Below are 20506 nucleotides of genomic sequence, written 5' to 3' on the forward strand. Positions count from 1 at the left end.
AATTGACGGGCGCTAGTGGGAAAGTGTTCACACCTTTCACCATCTATATCATAAGCAACACAAACGCTGATTTCCGCTAATTCATCGAGGACATCGAGTTTGGTAATTGCCATACAATCCATGCCATTAATGCGGACTGCATAGCGACCAATGACAGCATCAAACCAACCGCAGCGGCGTTTCCGTCCGGTTGTTGTCCCAAATTCTGCGCCGCGATCGCACAGTAATTCCCCTACTTCTCCTGCCAATTCTGTAGGAAATGGTCCTTCTCCTACTCGCGTTGTATAAGCTTTAGATACCCCAATTACTCGGTCTATCATTGTTGGACCCAAACCTGTACCAACGCAAGCCCCACCTGCTACGGGGTTAGATGAGGTAACATAGGGATAAGTCCCATGATCTAAATCGAGAAGTGTGCCTTGTGCGCCCTCAAATAAAATATTCCGTCGTCGAAGAATCGCATCATATATCTTCAACGAAGTATCAACCACAAAGGGGCGCAAGCGTTCTGCATATCCTATATACTCCTCAATCACAGCTTCTGGATCAAGGGGTGGTAAATTATACAGTTTTTCTAAAATAGTGTTTTTATGAGTAATTGCCCACTTTAATTGCTCACGTAAACCATCAGAATCCATCAGATCCAAAATTCTGATGCCTGTACGTTCTGATTTATCGGCATAGGTGGGTCCAATTCCTCTCCCAGTCGTACCGATTTTATGACTTCCCCGCCGCTCTTCTGATGCCTTATCAATCAAGCGATGATATGGCATAGTCACATGGGCTGTCTCCGATATCAGCAGGTTCGCGGTGGAGATATTTAATTGTTCGAGTTGTTCGAGTTCTTTTATCAAAACCTGTGGATCTATTACTGTTCCACAGCCGATAATACACTCAGTATTTGGATACAAAATACCAGAGGGGATTAAGTGCAGCTTAAACGTCTGACCTTGGACTACTATTGTATGTCCAGCGTTTACTCCCCCTTGGTAACGTACAACCACATCTGCGGAGCGGCTGAGTAAGTCAGTTATTTTACCTTTTCCTTCATCGCCCCATTGAGCGCCTATGACAATGACGTTAGCCAAGAGATTATATTAAAGGGTAGAGTTTCCACAAACTATAATTGTTAACCGATTTTTGATATTTTGTCAAGAAATTGGGGCTTGATTGCTTATAAAATTATTTTCTAATTCCCTATCACCTATTCCCTATCTATGAAAATTACAGATCGTCTCGGTGTTGACTACCAAAATCCCCGCTGGTGGTTTGATGTATTAATTATTGCGTTAAGTTACTATATTGTTTCTTGGCTGGTGTTAAAAAGAATGCCTGTTTCTCCCTATGGTACACCTGTTTGGCCGGGTACGGGGTTTGTGATTGGGTTGTTGCTATTGTGGGGGCGATCGCGCTGGTTCGGTGTATTTTTAGGAGCAACATTGACCAATTATATCGGGATCAAACCTTTGATTTTGGCTATTATTGGAGGAATTGGGACTACTTTTGGCTCACTTTTATCAGTAACGCTGATTCTCCGATTAACTAGGACAAATTATTTTCTTACCCAAGTTAATCATGTTGTTATTTTCGCATTTTGTAGTTTGTTTACGGGAACTGTTTTCCAATCTTTAATAGGTGTAATGACAGTTTGTTTGGGTGGTTATGAACCATGGAGTAAGTATTTAGAAGTTTTTTGGGGTTGGTGGATTGGTGATGCTATCGGAATTTTGGTGTTTGCTCCTTTGATATTAATTTGGTCTAGGAAAAACAGAGATTTTCAAGTTAGGTATCAGCTAAATTGGGAACTATTGTTTACAGTTGTTAGTTTAATGATTGTTGGCTATTTTACTTTTATCAAATCCCAACCTGTAGAATATTTACTTTTACTGCCTTTGCTTTGGTCTGCTTTTCGCTTTGGGGGAAAAATAACTACTTTATTAGTGGCAATTGTGGCGATGGTATCGGCTATTGCGACTAGTTATAAAATAGGAGTTTTCCATGAAGTTACTTTGAAGACTAATTCTCTTTTATTATTACAATTGTTTATTGGTGTGATTGCTGTAACTGTCATAGTGATGTTAGCTATTGTTGCAGAAAATCGGCAAGTAAATCTGAATTTACAAAAAGCTAATACTGAATTAGAGCAACGGGTTGATGAACGGACTAGGGATTTACAAGATAGTGAATCTAAAGCGCAGAAACTAGCGACTAAAGCCGAAGCTGCTAACCAAGCCAAAAGCGCATTTATTGCGAATATGAGTCATGAATTGCGATCGCCTCTCAATGCAGTGATTGGGTTTTCGCAGTTGATGTTACGCGCTAACAACCTTCCCCCTGAACAATATGAAAATGCTGGGATTATTTATCGTAGCGGTGACTATTTACTAACTCTCATTAATCATATTCTTGATTTATCGAAAATCGAAGCCGGTAAAGCAACTCTGAATATCAATAACTTTAATTTCTATCGGTTACTGGATGATTTAGAAGATATGTTACATCTGCGGGCAAGTGATGCCGGCTTAGAACTAATATTTGAGAGAAGTCAAAATGTCTCTAATTATATCTGCACTGATGAAGTAAAACTCCGTCAGGTTTTAATTAATTTACTCAGTAATGCCATCAAATTCACTCCTCATGGCTCAATTGTTTTGAGTGTGGATCAAGAAAATGAAACAACAGAAGATGTTTTGAACCTCCATTTCATACTTCGTGATACAGGTGTGGGAATTGCAGAAGCTGAATTACCAAAACTTTTTGATGCCTTTATCCAAGCAAAAGCAGGGAGAGAAATGCAAGAAGGAACAGGTTTAGGTTTAGCAATTTGTCGTAAATTTGTCCAATTAATGGATGGGGATATTACCGTTGAAAGTGAATTAGGAAAAGGAACAACTTTCCAATTCTCTATTCAAGCAAAATTAGGACAAGAAACTATCAGCAATAGTGTCGAAGATAGACAGCGAGTATTAGGACTTGCACCTGGACAGCCTACTTACAAAATTTTGACTGTAGATGATAAACCTATTAATAGACAACTGTTGTTTAAGCTGCTGAGTCCTTTAGGATTTGAGATCAAAGAAGCTGGTAATGGTCAAGAAGCGATCGCTATTTGGGATGAATGGGAACCCCATTTAATTTGGATGGATATGCGAATGCCTGTGATGGATGGTTACGAGGCCACTAAGTATATTAAATCTACTACCAAAGGTAATGCTACGGCTGTGATTGCTCTAACTGCAAGTGTTTTAGAAGAAGAAAAAGCGATCGTTCTCTCTGCTGGTTGTGATGATTTTATCCGTAAACCCTTTGCAGAACATACGATTTTTGATGCACTAGCTAAACATCTGGGTGTAAAATATATATTTGCAGAAATCCCGGTACTGGATTTAGATAACCACCTAGAAAGCCCATTGACATCAGTAAATTTAACCTGTATGTCTCAACAATGGATTACTCAATTATACGAAGCTGCTCTTGAGGCTAATACTAATTTAGTTTTACAACTGGTGAAAGAACTTCCCGAAACAGAAACTCGTCTATTACAAGCTTTATCTAAACTTGCTCGTCAATTTGAATTTGAGCAGATTATTGATTTAACTGAACCTTTGTTAAAAGACGTAACCTGAGAATACCTGGTGGGCATTGCCCACCATTATGTTAAATTAATAACCTGATTAATCGTCGTGATCATCAAACGGATCATCTAATTCCTGACTTGGAGGTCCAAATGATGTGTAAATTGCCATACCAGTAATAGCAACTAGCGCCGCACAAAAGGAAATTCCAAGCACCGTAGCGGGTTCTAAGTCCATAAATTTAGACACATATTATGAGAGCCATAGTTATAGAATATTACAAAATTTAACTTAATTAACATCCGAACATCTACAAAACTCAGATAGAATACCCGCGTAGTACAACATGGCGTAAATCAACCAACCATTAAGAATTCCCAAAAAGCTTGTGTCATCTGCCTTTTTAATTTTTAATTTTTAATTCTGCTCTGCGGTACTAGTGGTATTATGGTGAAGATCCGGCTCTCAACCATAGGGTAATATTGTCGGACAATATCACCAAAAATGATGTAGTTTTGTAAATGTAGCAAAAACCTATATCAACATAGCTAAATAAATATCACAAACTGCGATAATTTAAGAAAAGCTTTTGGAGTAATCCGCGTACTGTGAGACAAACTCCGAAATTATCCGCCACCAGGTAGGGTACAAGCTGGGTTAATTATTCGTGAAAATAACACGATTAAGTACGAACTATTAAACCTGTAATTAGAGTAATCTAAAACAGGTAGGTTCAATCCAATAATCCTCAGTCTCCACAGGCTTAGGAATGTCTAAAAAAATTTAAAAAAGCTTTGGCAACTGATCTTAGGTGAACTATGGCACAACGGACTAAGTTAGGAGATATTCTCAGACCCTTAAATGCTGAGTATGGTAAAGTATCTCCAGGTTGGGGAACAACACCTTTAATGGGTGTGTTTATGGGTTTATTTTTCGTATTTCTGTTAATTATCCTCCAAGTTTACAACAAGTCTCTGTTAATTCAAGATGTGCTTGTTGATTGGCGCAGTTTAGGAGGCTAATAGCTATCCAGCCATCAAGTTGGCATTAAAATTACATATACCCGGCTTGACCGGGTTTTTTTGTAGAAATCTGAAAAGAGCGATAAAATTAGCCTAGAGAAACAATACCTTGTCCATTTTTTGTAGGTTGGGTAGAACGAAGTGAAACCCGACGCATTTGTTGGGTTTTGTACCGATTGCTCCGCAACGCTAACGCGAACAACCCAACTTACAAATCAAGACTTTTTTTGATTTGGATAAGGTATTGAGAAAGTAATAGGGTTCACAATCCCAATCAAAAATAATTGTTAAACATCGAGTTATTGTGGTGGTTTATAAATCTACAGGAGAAAAAGCATGAATATATTTGGTATCGGCTTACCAGAAATGGGTGTAATTATGGTAGTAGCATTGTTGATATTTGGACCAAAGAAGTTACCAGAAATTGGGCGCAGTCTAGGGAAAACCATTCGCAGTTTTCAAGAAGCTTCTAATGAATTTCAAAATGAGTTCAAACGAGAAACTGAACAATTGAAAGAAACTGTACAAACAACCGCTGAACTAGAACCTAAACATATTGAAGCTGGAAATCCTCAGCAGGAACATAGAGCAGGATGAAGGATGAAGAAGTAAAACAGAAGGCTTTGGTAATTCCCCAGCTAATCGTCGGATTGGGAAACCCAGAGCCTAAATATGACCAAACTCGCCACAATATTGGCTTTGCAGCGATAGATACCCTTGCCCGTGTTTGGCAAATTTCTCTAGCTGAAAATCGCAAATTTCAAGGAGAGTTTGGGGAGGGTATTGCACCAGGTAACGGTAAAATCCGCTTAATTAAACCCTTAACTTATATGAATCGCTCAGGACAAGCGATACAAGCTGTCACCAGTTGGTATAAAATACAGCCAGAATCAGTATTAGTAATTTACGATGATTTGGATTTACCCTTGGGAAAAACTCGTTTACGTTTGTCTGGTTCTGCGGGTGGACATAACGGGATGAAAAGTATTATTTCCCATTTGAATAGCCAAAATTTTCCTCGGTTAAGAATTGGGATAGGGAAACCAAAAGGTGCAATAGATGGAGATAATTCTCATACTGTCTCTCATGTTTTAGGACGATTTTCCACTACTGAAAATAAAGTCATGTCTCAAGTTTTAGACTTTGTAGTTGATTGTGTGGAATTCAGTTTTAAACAAGGAGTAGAAAAGGCCATGAATCGTTGCAATACCCAGAATTTTGCAGACATTGAAAATCAGAAAGTATTGGGCGATTAGAAATCACTGCTACACAAGGAAAGTCCACCTGCGTGGACTAATAAAAAACAAGGATTTATAACCTGCGTAGGCAGGTTTTGTCTGTGTAGACGCGATTTGTAATCGCCTGTTCCCTTTTTTGTAATTTTTGGATCGGAGTTTAATTTGTGAGCAAATGGCAGAGTTTATCTAATGCTGTATCTTCGTGTCTAATAATTAAATCTCCTAGATTTTTTAGCTCTTGAATGTTTCTAGGAGTAGCATCATCCATATCATCATTAGCTTCACTCAATGGTGCTTGAAACCGATAATACTGTTGAGGATAACCATCAACTACTGGTAGTAACTGCTCAAGCTGACAAGCTACTGATTCACTACCACTATCTAAGACAACATTAATTAGTGGTGCAACCCATTTAATTAATCCCCAATTTTTTGCGTCTTCATATAAATACTTACGAATCAGTGAACCTGTCCCCAAAGAAACTACAAGAATTTCGTTAAGTTGAAGTGGTACTTCTCCTGATTGTTTAGAAGCAATTAGAGCTTCCATTATTGCTAAATTAGTGGGATTATTGGCGAAAACTCCACCATCAATTAGTGCATAGTAGCCGTTATCAGTTTTATCTATGGTGTCAATTTTGTAAGGTTCAAAATAAGTCGGTGCAGCAGAAGTGGCCATTCCTGCTTGTTTCATTGTATAACCATCACATAGTTGTCGAAAGTTTTCACCTAACTTTTGACGGTGCGGATTATTGATGAAAAAAACTGGTCTTCGTAATTCAATATCGTAGCTAGTAACAAAGATATTGGTGAGTGCATTTTTAAGCAGAGTGTCTTGTAAATATTCTTCTAAAACCCTGTCTCTACCTTTCGATGGGAACTTAGGATATAAAAAATCATCGGATTTTACGTATCTGTTGATAATTGACTCATAAAAGATTTCAGAGCCATTATTTACATATAAATCTACGATATCATTGGCTGTATAATGAGGTTGAGTTTTGTTTTTGGGATGTGGTTTACTTAAAGCTAAACCAAGAATACCTCCAGTGGAAGTACCAGCTATTAAATCAAATAATTGACATATTGGTTTTCCGGTGCGCTTTTCAATTTCAGCGAGAATTTTCGCTGGGATCATTCCGCGAATACCACCACCATCAATTGATAAAACTTTGTATTTAAAAGACATAAAATTCCCTGAGTAATCCACAAGTTATGCAGTCTATAGTATTTAGCCGGAGGAAGACTAATGTGGATATTATACTTCAGTACGGAAAAGTGATTTCAAACTTTTTGTCCTATGTGCTGTTTACAAGCAAAGGCGATCGCATCTATAGCTAGAACTTGAACCGCTGCCCCTAATTCCACGGCTACTTTTGGCATACCATAGACGACGCAAGTCTTTTGATCTTGGGCGATAGTGTGCCAAGCATTGTCCCGCAGGAGTTTTAAACCCTGAGCGCCATCTCGTCCCATACCCGTCAGCAAAACTCCCACACCTGGTTGATGCCAATATTTAGCCACACTTTCAAAAAAGACATCAACTGAGGGATGGTAAAAACTCTGAAGAGGTTCTTCTTGATAATCGAGAGTTTGATCACAACGCATCACCAAATGATGATTTGTCCCGGCTATTAAAACCTTTCCTGGCTGTGGGAGATCACCGGGAATTGCTAACTTTACTGGTAGAGAAATTTGTCCATTTAACCAAGTTGCAAAGCCTTGAGAAAACTGCACATCAAGATGTTGCACAATGACTATAGAGGCATTTAAATTCTGAGGAAACTGAGAAAGAATAGAAACTAATGCCTGGGGACCACCAGTAGAAGAGCCGATAACTATGAGGGGTGGATGTAGTTGTGATGGACTTTTAGGTAATGGGGCGGTATTCAAGAGCGATCGCCCACGAGAAGATTTACCAATTAATCTGGCAATAGTAGCGATTTTATTGAGTAATCTTGTGCTACTCTCTGTCTGTTGATCAAAACTAATAGCAGGAGTATTGACTGCATCTAAAGCTCCATAACCCATTGCTTCAAATACCTTAGCTGCATAGCGATTAACGCTGGCCGTTACCATGAGAATAGCGCAGGGAGATTGGCTCATAATCTGCCTTGTCGCTTCTACCCCATCCATTTTTGGCATCAATACATCCATCAAAATCAAGTCTGGGGTATCCTCTGCACACTTAGCCACAGCTTCTATTCCATCATAAGCGACCCATGCTAAATCATATTCGGGAATTTTGTCCAGCAGCCGACGCAGTGCTTCCACAGCAATAAGTAAATCATTAACAATGGCAATTCTCATAATTAGTAGTGGGTGATAGGAAAACATTTTCTCCCATTTCTCCCTTCCCTCTTTGAAGTTTTAAGATCCAAGTTTATAAGAAAATAGTGAAAGTTAAACAAAAAAGCAGGAAAAAAGGAGTACAAGATAGTAAATAAAAATATTGGTATCATAAAGATATCTCATTCTTCCCATTCCTGACGCAGAGTATCTAAATGAGCTAACATTGCTGCTTTTTTATGCTTTAAAATTCCTTTAGCTTTAATAATTTTTTCATAGTCCTTTTTCCAATTTAATAGCATTGATTCTGGTACATCTACCGTAATTGAATCTTCATCTTGAGATACAAGATAATGTCTTGGTATTTTGATTAATGGCATAGCAACAACCCAAAATTCAATAATTACTTGAGAGGTAATAAAACATTGACCACCTCGTAATAAAATTTCAGAAATAGTATTCCGTATCAGGTTATATTCCAGAGATTGAGAATTTGCAAATCTAAGAATAATATTGGTATCAAGTAAATAGCTTTTCATATCCCTCTATCATCATAAATATTTTCTCGACGCAGTGCTTCATCTGATAGGGTAATACTACTTTGAGGAAATTGAGATAACCATTCTTGAAATTTTGAGGCTTTTTCTGCTGATGTTAAATTTTGCGGTTCTGCTGACGGAATTATATTTCTATGAGAAAGTTTAGATAAAAAAAGTTTCTGATCTTCGGGAGTTAATTTGGAAACAATTTCTACAAGGGAGTCAACAAGTTGTACATTCATAATTATCTATGTCATTTACTAGGTTATAAGCAATATTTTACTGTATTTCAATTATAAACCCTAAACTGTCTGAATCAGGATAACCAGGATTAGAGGATTTACAAGATTTTATTCTCTACATCAAATATAGCATCAATTAATAATTCACTTGATCAATATCGGTGTGAATAAAATCATTACCTTTGAATAATAAAGGTTGATTTGTAGATTTTGCTAAAGCATAAGAAAAGCAATCTCCCATATTCAGTTTTGCAGGATGACGGCCTTTACCAAATTTCAAAAATGCTGCACTTGCTAATTGTGCCTGTTCTACAGTAAAAGGTACAATAGTTATAGACAATGCTGCAATTAATAAATTCATATTTTCTACACCTTGCTGACCATGTTTAGTACCTAAAACAATGGATGCTTCTACATAACCTGGAGAAGAAAGTAAACATTCTGCACTTTCGTTAATAAGTTCAATAAATATCAATTCTTCAGGTTCACCATAAATAATTGCCATAATAAGTAGGTAGGCGAGAAAATTTCAAGGTATGTCATTGCGAACGGAGCGTAGCGGAGTGAAGCAATCGCAAGGGTTTTGAGAATTTTACATTTTGTTACATAGTTAGATTTATTTGTGCATACCTACTTAGCAGAAGTATCAATAACCATTATTCTGGGATTCCCAACTCGTTATAACCAATAATTTCATCAGGAGTTCTGCTATCAAGAACTGGTAAATTTCTAATCTGATGACAAATACTATGAACAAGATTAATATCAATTTTGTTTTCTTTGCGATTTGGTAAGGAAATAGGATGAGCTTGATATAAAAGTTTTCCTGTTATTTCCATCCCAGCAAAATTTGGGGGAAGTTTCAGATATAAACAACCATTTTCATCTACACGAGCATCAAAATTAATTTGTTGCATTGTCTTTTCTTCCAAATTCAATTACAGAATTTTTGATTTTACCTTTATTGCGATTGTAACATATTGTCTAAATCAGGATACCCAGGATTATGGGATTTACAGGATGATTATTTGATGATTGCTAAATGTGAATGATGTATTGATTATTACGGTCATTTCCTCAAAATTAACCTTTCTTCATACTAATCATCAACAACCAACCAATAATTAAACAATCACATCCTGTACATCCTTAAATCCTGGACATCCTGATTCTGACAATAATATGCTATTTTATATACAGCATACATGAAACCAACCATTAACCAATCATGAATAATCCACAACAACCGTTTATCGTAAATTAGCTACAATTAACCATAAATTGTATCAACTTTATTTACTAGTGTACCATCCCATATATTTATCATATTTTTTTATATCTGATTTACGTTCGGAAAATTTTATTATTAACCTACATAGAGATTTACCAATTTCCTTATTTTTTTCTACTGGATTTCTAAATAAGCCTGAAAAAATTTTAGACTCTATCAACTCTCTACCTGTCTCTAAGTCAGTCATAATTAATAATTTACAAATAATATATTTAACCAGCACATCAGGATAATCTTCATACCAGTTTGAGACATTTGCTGTTATGACTGGTAAATTTCGTCTAAATATACCTGCAAAAAATGACAAAACTTCATCCATTTCTTTGATTTTTTTCTGATCATTAGATGAATCATACAAAACATAACCTTTATTCTTAGGATTCTTGACAAAGACAACTATATTCTTAATAAATAAATTAGCAATATAGGTATATTTTTGATTATCAACTAATATTTCGCTAGATTCTGAAATATTTTTTAATGAAAATTTTAAACGTTCACACCATTGAGCGACTGATAAAATTTCTTTTATTTTTAATTCTATAAAATAGAAAAAGTTTTGAGTTATAAGATTTTTTAAAATAGAGCTATTGCAGAAAAATTTATAATTTAAAACTTCTTTAAGCATGACAGGTGAGTTAATAAAATCGGACATTGTATAAATTAACAATTCTGCATATTTTTGTGGATATTTATAATTAATTTCTAAAGAATAGATCGGATAAAAAAGATTTTGTAAAACCTCTACTTTTAGTGATTGTATACAGCTATTAAAAACTTCTTCATTTTCCCTAATTTCTGAATCTTCATATACAACAGTAGCAACTACACATTTTTTAGCTATTTCTATTTCTAATTCTAGATATCCTAAATTAAAAGCAAAGTTGATAATCTTCTTAAAAATTTCTTTGTTATCGTAATAGCCACTTGAATAATCACAATAATATTGTGCAGATGTAGTTCTATCTAAGCCAGAATAAAAATTAATTATTTTAGGTATAAAGACAGATATTTCTTGTTTTGGTAATTTTTGTATTATATCTTTGGCGTTAATTTGAATTAAACAGTCTATAATCCAACATTTATAATTTTGAATTCTACAATAATTACTATAATTATCTTTAGCATATTTTTCTACAGGAAGTGATCCATATAAATTCAACAGTTTAAATGATATTTTTGCACCAACTTCTGCTATAAATGTTGTAGGAAATCTAAAAGCTATTGTAGAAATATTATTAAAAATAAAATTTTTAGAAAAATAATTAAAATTACACATTTGTGTACTTGAGGAATCAAATAAGAAAACAGAAATATTATAATTAATATTCTGAACTTCTCCAAAATACGCAATCCAATAATAAAATGAAGTAGTTCCTAAATTAAAATTTTGTTCTCTGGATTTTTGTTCTAATTGCTGAACTATTCTTTTTTCTAGTTCTTGACACAATACTTCTGGCTTCTCTTGCATTACTTGTGAAACTATTAAAAAACTAAAGCCAATTTGAGAAATGGCTTTTGTAGCTGACCAACGAATTAAATCGCTAGAACCAAATTTAGAAAATTGACCCAGTATATCTAGTAAATCTCGACTATTTTGTAATTGAGTCTTGACTTTAATATCGCTTATTTTACCAAATGCTTGAATAGTTAATGCTAAAATAGGTTCAAGTTTTATTCCTTTCAGTATTTCCCAAAAAGCTGAAATAGGAGGGTCGGAGCGCATAGCTAAACCTTCAAATAAATCTAATTGCTCTCCAGGATATTTACAAGAATTAAAAGCATCTAAAATTTCAGCAGGAGTATTGATGTGAGAATAGTACATGATCTTGTTTGTTATAAAATAGCTTAATAAGTAGTCGTGCAAAATAAATTTTATATTTGGGAGAGGAAACAGGGAACAGGGAACAGGGAACAGGGAACAGGGAACAGGGAACAGGGAACAGGGAACAGGGAACAGGGAAGAACTACAGAGATTTTTGTTTGTTCCAAAAATGTTAAATTAATTTTGCTCAGGTACTTAATTATAAACATTGTTTGCCAGTTAAAAATTGCCCAAATGTTTATAAGTCTCATTTGAAATTTTACTGTATTGTATGAATAATTACCAATAGATAGAAAGAAAAATACTATGAAAACACAGAAGTATTGAATCCTGCAACAAAACTTTACAATCCTTGCCTTTTACACAAGTAAAATCCCTTGTTGATTGAAAATATAGTCATTAACTCCTCAAGTTTGGTATCACTAATGCCACTTATCGAGAATATTTTAGTCCATTAGTATGACTTTGGAAAAATCAATCAACCGATAAATAGAGATTTATTGGCTGATAGCTTAAGACGGTATTTTGTCAATAAAATTTAGATGCGTTTTCCATGATAAACTCCTTAATTACCCCTCACCAATGACATCAATCACAGCCTTTAACAAAGTGCGATCGTGAAAACTACTCTTGGTGAGATAATAGTTTGCTCCTGCTTCTAAACCTTGAATGCGGTCTTCTTCCCGGTCTTTGTAGGAAACAATAATCACAGGTAACTGCTTCAATTTAGTATTAGCTCTAATTTGAGTAGTCAGTTCAAAACCATTCATTCTCGGCATATCAATATCTGTCACCACCAAATCATAATCACCGCTGCGAACTGCATTCCATCCATCCATGCCATTAACTGCCACATCTACTTTATAACCATTATTTTCCAACAGTTTGCGCTCCATTTCGCGCACAGTAATAGAATCATCAACAACTAAAACCCGTTTATAGGTTTTGGTGACAGCTTGATGGGTAGATTGATTTACCTGGCTCAATTGCCCACTAGAGAGAATTTTAGTAATAGAACGGACTAAATCTTCCACATCAACAATTAAAACCGGAGAACCATCATCCATTAAAGCAGCGGCGCTAATATTAGGAACTTTACCGAGTCGGGGATCTAGAGGTCTGACGACTAAACTGCACTCACCGAGAAAGCGATCTACCACTAAGCCATAATGGTTGATGTGATTGCTGCGAGAATTGCGTTCTGCACCATCACTGATAACCACCACTGGCAGACTTTCTTGATTAATATTTGGTGCTGCTAAATTTAGGACTTGATGGGCGGAGATTAAGCCTACAGGTTGATCATTAAGCATGAAAAATGGTTGATTTTCACAGATAATAATTTCCGATCTAGGAAGCATGATCACCCGATCAATCCGTGCCAAACCAAAGGCATAGGATTCATGAGATATTTCTACTAATAGGGTTCGTAGTACCGAGAGAGTGAGGGGCAACTGGAGGTACAAAGTCATTCCTTGTCCTGGCTGGGAAACAGCCCGTAGCGTCCCACCAACTTCTTTAACTGTGCTATGAACTATATCCAATCCTACACCTCTACCAGAAATCTCGGTGATTGTATTGGCTGTGGAAAAACCAGGCAAAAATAAGAAATCCATTAACTCCGTTTCGGTGAGTTGAGCAGCAATTTCAGGATTGGTATGATTTTTTCTGATCACCTCTTGACGCAAAACTTCCATATTGATGCCTCTACCGTCGTCAGAGACGCTAATTAATAGCATTCCGGCTCGATGGATGACTTCAATGCGAATAGTACCTGCTTCTGGTTTACCCATGGCCAGCCGCTCTTGGGGTGATTCAATGCCATGATCTATGGCGTTGCGGAGGATATGGATTAAGGGCGTTTCTAGCCGTTCGAGAATATCTCTATCTACTAAGGTAGATTTGCCGATAATTTCCAACTTGACCTGTTTACCTAAGTCCCTAGATAAATCTCTGACTAGACGCGGGAAACTTTGTCCTCTGTCTACAAAAGGACTCATGTGGGTAGCAATAACTTGACGATAGAGACGGTCAGAAAGGTTGGAGAAACGTTGGCAAAATAGTTCTAATTCATTATGGCGATCGCTCAATAATTGATGACATTCCCCGGTGGTTTGCCGCGATATACTAATCTGCTCCTCTATTTGTCTATCTCCATAACGTTTAGCCTCGACTGCATCCTGTCCATCTATATTCCCCAACGACTGCTGTAGTCCATCTAATAGGCTGGATAATTTCACCTGATTAGCTTTAAGTTTTAATAATGAGTCAGCAAATGTTTCTAACCACTTGGCTTCAACTAAGGATTCTCCAGCCAATCCCATTAAGCGATTAAGGTTATCTGCACTCACCCGCACTACTCGATTTTGGATGGTGTCTGGGGATTGGGGATTGGTAATTGGTAATTGGTGATTGGTGATTGGTAATTGGGAAAAATCATCTTCCCTGACCCCCTGCTCCTTACTCCCTGCTCCCTGCTCCTTTGCCCCTCTGCTCCTCTGCTCCTCTGCTCCTCTGCTCCCCTGCTCCCCTGCTTCCTGCACAATTGGCGCTAACAAGATATTACTGATGGCACTCACTAAAACTTGTATATTCCCATCATCAATTTCCGGTGCTGTATTCCCCCCACAAAATTCCGCCAGATGCAAAAGCATATCTACGGCTTGCAGTAATACATCAATATGAGAGGCCGTTAAAATCAGTTTGCCTGATTGAGCCGCAACAAAACAGTCCTCCATGCGATGAGCAAGGGCAACAACTGGATCTAATTGCACAATCCGTGCTGCACCCTTAATAGAGTGGGCTGCCCGCATCAGAGCTTCTAGTTCTTCTGAGGGATGGGCTTTAGTTTCTAGTGCTAACAGGCAATTATTTAACACTTCTCCCTGGGCTTTTACTTCCATACTGAATAAGTCCAGCAAGGAAAGGTTACGGAAATCTGGCTCTTGAGTCATGACAACACCTTCCTCCGTAAAGACATGAATAATAATTCATCATCTACATAACTCAGACTGCGTGATTGCCAGTGAAAGAAGCCTTTTATATAGGTGTGAGCGGCTGATGTAGCACTATTTGGGGCATCTCTTAATTCACTATCATCAAATTTATGTAATCCGTAAAATTCATCTACTGCAAATACCCAACTATTCCCGGCTTTTTCAATTACTATCATGCGGGAATAGACTAAAGGACTTAATGATTCAGGTGTGGTTTCCGCAGTTTCTAAATGTAATAGATGACTTAAAGAAATACATAATTGTAGTTCTCCTCGGATATTTACTAACCCTTTTAAAATTTCATTACTGCGATGAGGTATGGTGTGAATTAAACTAGGTGATATAGTTTCTTTTAAAACTTGAGCCGGCAGTGCTAACCATTCTCTTTGCAATCGAAAAATAGCCACTGTTAACGCTTTCGTGGAAGTTAAAATATCCGACTTGACGGGAACAAGTGACAACTCATTATCTGCTTTTACTGTTGTCTCGGCAAAGAACTGAGTCCATTCAGATTGATAGTTTTCTGGGAGAGAACGTTCTAATAAGTTGCGTCCAGCCGAAGAGTAAACGGGACAATTGCGACAGTGAATAAAATGGGATAATTCCGAGCAAGTGCGATCGCCTACAATCCCAATTGTATTCCAACATCTTGCTATTTTTGATAGTTCAGCTATGGAATTCATAATTAATTATCTCCCAAAAATCTATTACTCTTCTCCATATATGGCTCTGTTACATCATTAACTTGAAAACGACTCATTTCTTGACGTAACCCTTGAGCAACTTGATTAAGTTGAGAAATAGCCTGATTAATTTCTCGCAAAGAAGCCGCAGTTTGCACAGAATTACTACTTAATTGGGACATAGCATCGCTAATTTGTGATGCTCCCTGAGACTGTGCTTCCATTCCTTGACTCACTACTTCATATCTTGGTGTCAACTCTTGTACTTGATCAATAATTGCTCCTAATTGTGTACTGATATTTCCCACATCTTCTACACTTCTTCCCACTTCCGCTGCAAATTTATCCATTTCCATTACTCCTGTAGAAACGGATGATTGCATTTGTTTTACCATTTGTTCAATATCTATGGTTGCTACTGCTGTTTGATCTGCTAATCTTCTAATTTCTCTTGCTACTACCGCAAAACCTAAACCATATTCTCCCGCTTTTTCCGCTTCTATGGCTGCATTTAATGATAGTAGATTAGTTTGATCTGCTACTTTGGTAATTGTCACTACTATATTATTAATATTATTGGCTTTTTCACTAATTACTCCCAATCTTCCCGCAATCGAATTAGTTGCTGCTACTAATTGTCTCATCGTCGTTTCCATCTGCAATAAGTCTTTTTGACTATCACTTGCTGCTACTGTTGTTCCTTGGGATAGTGACGCTACTTCTTCTACTGTTTTTACTAATTCTCTTGATGTTGCTGATATTTCTTTTGCTGCTACTGTGACTTGATTTGTTGATGCTAATTGTTCGGTGATACTGGTTTCTAGTTGTTTTCCTGATGCTGCTATTTGGGTGGCTGATGAAGTAACTTGGATGCCTGATTGTTGAATTTGTCTAATCAGTTTACTGAGATTTATGCCTGTTTTTTGAAAAGCTTTTATCAGTTGTCCAATTTCATCTTGATTATTAATTTGATGTTCAATAACAGATTCTCTTAAATCCCCGATAGAAATTTTATCCGCTAATTGAATTGCCGTATTAACTCTACTTCCTAAAAATTTAGTAATTAATAGGTAAGTTATCCCAACTACGACTAAAGATAAAATACAGGTAAATACAGCTAATATGATTAATAAATTAATCGCCGATTCAGTCCTATTTATATTATTTTCTAAAATAGTTTCTTCAGATTTTACAAATTCATCACTAACTTTTTCAAATTCTTCAGCAATTATTTTAGCATTATTAAAGAAAGCTACAATATTCTCTTTTTTATTGAGTTGTAGTGACGACTTAACTGTATTTTCTTTTAAAAGATCATATTGGTTGTATAATTCTTTCATTCTGGTTAATTTATTCTGTTGTTCTGAATTTTTAATTAAACTTTTAACATCTTCAAATCCAGTTTTAAAGTTTTCTTGACTTTTTTGATACTCTTCTAAAGCATCTTGATAATCTAGGGGATCAATTACATATCTTCGCATTCTTCTATCCATACCTGCTAATCCTGATTTCATTAAATTTTGACCATCAATAGCAATTTTTGATACTCGTTTAACCTCCTGTAAAGTCTTAGCAGTTTGGAGACTATTTAAATAAACCATGATGCTAAAGATTATTAGTAAGGATGTGGGAATAGAAAAACCAAGTAAAGTTAGATCTTTAATTTTCCAATTAGTAAACATTTTATATTTCCTCTCTTTTCTGTGATTTAGATTTAATGACAATTTTACTAGAAATCTTTATACACTAACTTTAAAACGACTCATTTCTTGACGTAACCCTTGAGCAACTTGATTAAGTTGAGAAATAGCCTGATTAATTTCTCGCAAAGAAGCCGCAGTTTGCACAGAATTACTACTTAATTGAGACATAGCATCGCTAATTTGTGATGCTCCCTGAGACTGTGCTTCCATTCCTTGACTCACTACTTCATATCTTGGTGTTAACTCTTGAACTTGATCAATAATTGCTCCTAATTGTGTACTGATATTCCCCACATCTTCTACACTTCTTCCCACTTCTGCTGCAAATTTATCCATTTCCATTACTCCTGTAGAAACGGATGATTGCATTTGTTTTACCATTTGTTCAATATCTATGGTTGCTACTGCTGTTTGATCTGCTAATCTTCTAATTTCTCTGGCTACTACCGCAAAACCTAAACCATATTCTCCCGCTTTTTCCGCTTCTATGGCTGCATTTAATGATAGTAGATTAGTTTGATCTGCTACTTTGGTAATTGTCACTACTATATTATTAATATTATTGGCTTTTTCACTAATTACTCCCAATCTTCCCGCAATCGAATTAGTTGCTGCTACTAATTGTCTCATCGTCGTTTCCATCTGCAATAAGTCTTTTTGACTATCACTTGCTGCCACTGTTGTTCCTTGGGATAGTAACGCTACTTCTTCTACTGTTTTCACTAATTCTCTTGATGTTGCTGATATTTCTTTTGCTGCTACTGTGACTTGATTTGTTGATGCTAATTGTTCGGTTATACTTGTTTCTAGTTGTTTTCCTGATGCTGCTATTTGGGTGGCTGATGAGGTAACTTGGATGCCTGATTGTTGAATTTGTCTAATTAGGTTACTTAAGTTATTTGTCATGTATTGAAAAGAGAACATTAGCTTGATTATTTCATTTTTATTACTAGGATCAACTGTAATTTTTGTACTTAAATTACCTGCGGAAATCTCCTCTGCCAATGTCACAAGCCGAATAACTTGATTGGCAATTTGACGAGAAATTATCATTCCTAAAAGAATAGCTATAATTAAACAAGACAAAATACCAGTTACCATAAAAAATGTCGCTGCAATAACATCTTTTTCCGAGTTCTGATGAATAACTGTTGCATATTCTTGATTGAAGCTTAAAAGAGCAAAAATTTCTTCGTCACCTTTCCTAAAAGCGATATCTCCTTCTTTCAAGCTGTATTGATTTAACCTTTTATGTGCTTCTATTGCTTTTCTTACAGATGCCATTTCTGGAGAATTAGCTTTTCCCTGATTCATCAATTCCAGTGCAGTTTCCCAAGGATTCTTGAAACCTAGACGATTATATTCTGCTTCCCACTGCATGAATAGCTGATGAGACTTTTGCCAATTATCCCATTCGTTACGAAATTTTCTATACAATTCTTCTTCATTATTATGTTTGGGAGTAGATTCATATTGTTTCAATCCTTCATCAATTCGATTCCAAGTTTTATTAATTTCTGCTAATGTAGCTTGTCTTTTTTCTCCAGTTATATATGGGTTCAATAGTGTTCTTTCTAAGCCATCAATTCGGCTCTGAGCTTCATGTATTTTTCCTATACCATCCAGACTAGGTATATTATCATTCGTAAGGGTGTTGATGTGGTTCGATAATTTATAAATTCCAATCCACCCCACCGCACCAACAAATAAAACTAGAATTGCTATTGATGAAAATGCGGACATTAATCGTATTTTTAGGCTTGTATTTTTAAACATAGTATGAAAATATTGATGATTCCTTTAATAATAATTGATACATATTTGAAAATACAGAACACCAATTATAAATTATTATTAAGTCTCTGAATTCGCTGCCAAAGCAGATTAGCATTAATAATATCTCCTTGATTTTCCTTGAGTAAAGCTAAGTGAGTTAAGGCTTCTTTATGAGTGGGTTGGAGATAAATTGCTTTTTGGAAGGATTGTAAGGAGTCTTCGTTTTTTCCCATTGCTTGCTGTAGTTGTCCAAGTAGCACATAACCTTCTACACTAACCCTATTTTGTTTAATATAGTTGTTACATAGTTCAATGGCTTCTGTTAAATGACCTTGATCTGCTAACTTTCTAGAAGTTGTTAATAAATCATTTTTAGTATTTTCAGATAGATGATTATTATGAATAGCAATAGGTTGGGTTTGCAGTTTTGTTTTTGGCTGGTAATTTCTATTTATTATTCTTTTTTGTCCATTGGGTGAAGAATTTTTTTTATTATTTTGCCGATCATGAAAATTAATTGGTGATTTAGTAACAGTTGATTTACGATAAGCAAATGCCAAAGCATGGCGGATAGATGCAAATCTCGAATTAACTAATAAACCAGCTTCTGCGTGTCCCACAAATAACAAACCTTCGGGATTTAACAACCTTTCAAAAAGCTTAACTGTCTGTTCTTTAGTAGCAATATCAAAGTATATTAAGAGATTACGACAAAAGACAATATCATACGCTGGTGTTCCCATTAAAAAATCTGTTTTTGCTAGATTACCATGTAGAAAATGCACTTGATTTTTAACTTTTTCACTCAGATGGTATCCTATTTCTTGATGTTGGAAATAGCGTTCTTGAAAAGAAAGAGGATTCCCACGAAATGAATAGGGATAATAAATAGCTGTTTGGGCAGTTAGTAGAGATTTTTTGCTAATATCAATTGCATCTATGTGAAAATCTGTTGGCTTTAAGCCTGCTTCTAAAAGAGCGATCGCTATTGAATAAGGTTCTTCACCAGTAGAGCAAGGTACACTCAAAACCCGCAACACAGTATTTTTATGATTTGTTAACCATTCAGATATTACATATTGCTGTAAATATTTAAAAGATTCACGTTCCCGAAAAAACCACGTTTCTGGAATAATTAAACTATCAATTAGTGCATCCCATTCTTGGGGAGATTCCTGGATTTTTTCTAAATAACTATTGATATTTCTGATTCCACACTCGATCATCCGCTGTTCAAATGCGCGAGATATAGCATCAGAACCAATTGAATTTGGATCTAACCCAATTTTTTTTCTTAGTAAAGCTTCACCATCAGGATATATCATTT

18 protein-coding genes are annotated in these 20506 nt (G+C 35.9%); 4 read left to right on the plus strand and 14 right to left on the minus strand.

All coding sequences use genetic code 11. The features are described from left to right. A partial coding sequence (locus tag FJR38_RS01580; RefSeq protein WP_168535008.1) for an adenylosuccinate synthase occupies positions 1 to 1088 on the minus strand: 1088 nt, incomplete at its 3' end. Between the two features lie 129 nt (positions 1089 to 1217). Between FJR38_RS01580 and FJR38_RS01585 the strand changes: the two genes are divergently transcribed. Beyond that, complete coding sequence (locus FJR38_RS01585) at positions 1218 to 3626, plus strand: MASE1 domain-containing protein (protein ID WP_168535010.1); 2409 nt, start codon at positions 1218 to 1220, stop codon at positions 3624 to 3626. A 48-nt stretch (positions 3627 to 3674) separates the two neighbouring features. Here the strand turns inward: FJR38_RS01585 and psbN are convergent, their stop codons facing one another. Continuing rightward, positions 3675 to 3812 (minus strand): photosystem II reaction center protein PsbN, encoded by a 138-nt coding sequence (gene psbN / locus FJR38_RS01590; RefSeq protein ID WP_168493254.1) that lies wholly within the window; start codon positions 3810 to 3812, stop codon positions 3675 to 3677. Between the two features lie 581 nt (positions 3813 to 4393). On the opposite strand from psbN, the gene psbH reads away from it, so the two are divergent. The 3 genes from psbH (at position 4394) to pth (ending at position 5853) form a co-directional block, all read left to right on the plus strand. Next, a complete protein-coding gene (gene psbH, locus FJR38_RS01595) occupies positions 4394 to 4597 on the plus strand; it encodes a photosystem II reaction center phosphoprotein PsbH (protein WP_096566033.1) in 204 nt (67 codons plus the stop codon). Between the two features lie 336 nt (positions 4598 to 4933). Next, entirely contained in the window at positions 4934 to 5194 is a 261-nt protein-coding gene (locus FJR38_RS01600) for a TatA/E family twin arginine-targeting protein translocase (RefSeq protein ID WP_168493252.1), read from the plus strand. Continuing rightward, positions 5191 to 5853, plus strand: coding sequence for an aminoacyl-tRNA hydrolase (gene pth / locus FJR38_RS01605; protein ID WP_168493250.1), 663 nt, complete (start codon positions 5191 to 5193; stop codon positions 5851 to 5853). Before FJR38_RS01600 ends, pth begins: the two co-directional genes overlap by 4 nt. 139 nt (positions 5854 to 5992) lie before the next feature. Here pth and FJR38_RS01610 read toward each other — a convergent pair whose 3' ends face one another. The 12 genes from FJR38_RS01610 to FJR38_RS01670 form a co-directional block, all read right to left on the minus strand. Then, a complete protein-coding gene (locus FJR38_RS01610; RefSeq protein WP_168493248.1) occupies positions 5993 to 7024 on the minus strand; it encodes a patatin-like phospholipase family protein in 1032 nt (343 codons plus the stop codon). A 95-nt stretch (positions 7025 to 7119) separates the two neighbouring features. Further along, entirely contained in the window at positions 7120 to 8145 is a 1026-nt protein-coding gene (locus tag FJR38_RS01615; protein ID WP_168535012.1) for a chemotaxis response regulator protein-glutamate methylesterase, read from the minus strand. A gap of 161 nt (positions 8146 to 8306) precedes the next feature. Then, positions 8307 to 8663 (minus strand): hypothetical protein, encoded by a 357-nt coding sequence (locus tag FJR38_RS27995; RefSeq protein ID WP_254449310.1) that lies wholly within the window; start codon positions 8661 to 8663, stop codon positions 8307 to 8309. After that, a complete protein-coding gene (locus tag FJR38_RS01630; protein WP_168493240.1) occupies positions 8660 to 8905 on the minus strand; it encodes a hypothetical protein in 246 nt (81 codons plus the stop codon). Before FJR38_RS01630 ends, FJR38_RS27995 begins: the two co-directional genes overlap by 4 nt. A gap of 136 nt (positions 8906 to 9041) precedes the next feature. Beyond that, positions 9042 to 9410 (minus strand): type II toxin-antitoxin system VapC family toxin, encoded by a 369-nt coding sequence (locus FJR38_RS01635; protein ID WP_168535014.1) that lies wholly within the window; start codon positions 9408 to 9410, stop codon positions 9042 to 9044. Positions 9411 to 9561: 151 nt separating this feature from the next. Continuing rightward, positions 9562 to 9822, minus strand: coding sequence for a type II toxin-antitoxin system VapB family antitoxin (locus FJR38_RS01640; protein ID WP_168535016.1), 261 nt, complete (start codon positions 9820 to 9822; stop codon positions 9562 to 9564). A gap of 375 nt (positions 9823 to 10197) precedes the next feature. Continuing rightward, positions 10198 to 12021: a hypothetical protein gene (locus tag FJR38_RS01645; protein ID WP_168535018.1), complete on the minus strand. Its 1824-nt coding sequence runs from the start codon at positions 12019 to 12021 to the stop codon at positions 10198 to 10200. A 569-nt stretch (positions 12022 to 12590) separates the two neighbouring features. After that, a complete protein-coding gene (locus tag FJR38_RS01650) occupies positions 12591 to 14975 on the minus strand; it encodes a hybrid sensor histidine kinase/response regulator (RefSeq protein WP_168535020.1) in 2385 nt (794 codons plus the stop codon). Beyond that, complete coding sequence (locus FJR38_RS01655) at positions 14972 to 15700, minus strand: chemotaxis protein CheW (protein WP_168535022.1); 729 nt, start codon at positions 15698 to 15700, stop codon at positions 14972 to 14974. Before FJR38_RS01655 ends, FJR38_RS01650 begins: the two co-directional genes overlap by 4 nt. 2 nt (positions 15701 to 15702) lie before the next feature. Continuing rightward, positions 15703 to 17382: a methyl-accepting chemotaxis protein gene (locus FJR38_RS01660; RefSeq protein WP_168535024.1), complete on the minus strand. Its 1680-nt coding sequence runs from the start codon at positions 17380 to 17382 to the stop codon at positions 15703 to 15705. 57 nt (positions 17383 to 17439) lie between these two features. After that, the gene (locus FJR38_RS01665) at positions 17440 to 19179 is read right to left on the minus strand and encodes a methyl-accepting chemotaxis protein (protein WP_168535026.1); all 1740 of its coding nucleotides are present in this window, start codon (positions 19177 to 19179) and stop codon (positions 17440 to 17442) included. Between the two features lie 65 nt (positions 19180 to 19244). Beyond that, positions 19245 to 20504, minus strand: coding sequence for a protein-glutamate O-methyltransferase CheR (locus FJR38_RS01670; protein ID WP_168535028.1), 1260 nt, complete (start codon positions 20502 to 20504; stop codon positions 19245 to 19247). Positions 20505 to 20506: the final 2 nt, after the last annotated feature.

This window comes from Anabaena sp. UHCC 0253 (assembly GCF_009712085.1).
Taxonomy (GTDB): domain Bacteria; phylum Cyanobacteriota; class Cyanobacteriia; order Cyanobacteriales; family Nostocaceae; genus Dolichospermum.

Excerpts from the sequence above, each read along its gene's own strand:
- pth (WP_168493250.1), top strand. The coding sequence starts at position 5,191 with ATGAAGGATGAAGAAGTAAAACAGAAGGCTTTGGTAATTCCCCAGCTA.
- FJR38_RS01630 (WP_168493240.1), bottom strand. The coding sequence starts at position 8,905 with ATGAATGTACAACTTGTTGACTCCCTTGTAGAAATTGTTTCCAAATTA.
- FJR38_RS01655 (WP_168535022.1), bottom strand. The coding sequence starts at position 15,700 with ATGAATTCCATAGCTGAACTATCAAAAATAGCAAGATGTTGGAATACA.
- FJR38_RS01670 (WP_168535028.1), bottom strand. The coding sequence starts at position 20,504 with ATGATATATCCTGATGGTGAAGCTTTACTAAGAAAAAAAATTGGGTTA.
- psbH (WP_096566033.1), top strand. The coding sequence starts at position 4,394 with ATGGCACAACGGACTAAGTTAGGAGATATTCTCAGACCCTTAAATGCT.
- psbN (WP_168493254.1), bottom strand. The coding sequence starts at position 3,812 with ATGGACTTAGAACCCGCTACGGTGCTTGGAATTTCCTTTTGTGCGGCG.
- FJR38_RS01600 (WP_168493252.1), top strand. The coding sequence starts at position 4,934 with ATGAATATATTTGGTATCGGCTTACCAGAAATGGGTGTAATTATGGTA.
- FJR38_RS01665 (WP_168535026.1), bottom strand. The coding sequence starts at position 19,179 with ATGTTTAAAAATACAAGCCTAAAAATACGATTAATGTCCGCATTTTCA.
- FJR38_RS01650 (WP_168535020.1), bottom strand. The coding sequence starts at position 14,975 with ATGACTCAAGAGCCAGATTTCCGTAACCTTTCCTTGCTGGACTTATTC.
- FJR38_RS27995 (WP_254449310.1), bottom strand. The coding sequence starts at position 8,663 with ATGAAAAGCTATTTACTTGATACCAATATTATTCTTAGATTTGCAAAT.
- FJR38_RS01660 (WP_168535024.1), bottom strand. The coding sequence starts at position 17,382 with ATGTTTACTAATTGGAAAATTAAAGATCTAACTTTACTTGGTTTTTCT.
- FJR38_RS01585 (WP_168535010.1), top strand. The coding sequence starts at position 1,218 with ATGAAAATTACAGATCGTCTCGGTGTTGACTACCAAAATCCCCGCTGG.
- FJR38_RS01645 (WP_168535018.1), bottom strand. The coding sequence starts at position 12,021 with ATGTACTATTCTCACATCAATACTCCTGCTGAAATTTTAGATGCTTTT.
- FJR38_RS01635 (WP_168535014.1), bottom strand. The coding sequence starts at position 9,410 with ATGGCAATTATTTATGGTGAACCTGAAGAATTGATATTTATTGAACTT.
- FJR38_RS01610 (WP_168493248.1), bottom strand. The coding sequence starts at position 7,024 with ATGTCTTTTAAATACAAAGTTTTATCAATTGATGGTGGTGGTATTCGC.
- FJR38_RS01640 (WP_168535016.1), bottom strand. The coding sequence starts at position 9,822 with ATGCAACAAATTAATTTTGATGCTCGTGTAGATGAAAATGGTTGTTTA.
- FJR38_RS01615 (WP_168535012.1), bottom strand. The coding sequence starts at position 8,145 with ATGAGAATTGCCATTGTTAATGATTTACTTATTGCTGTGGAAGCACTG.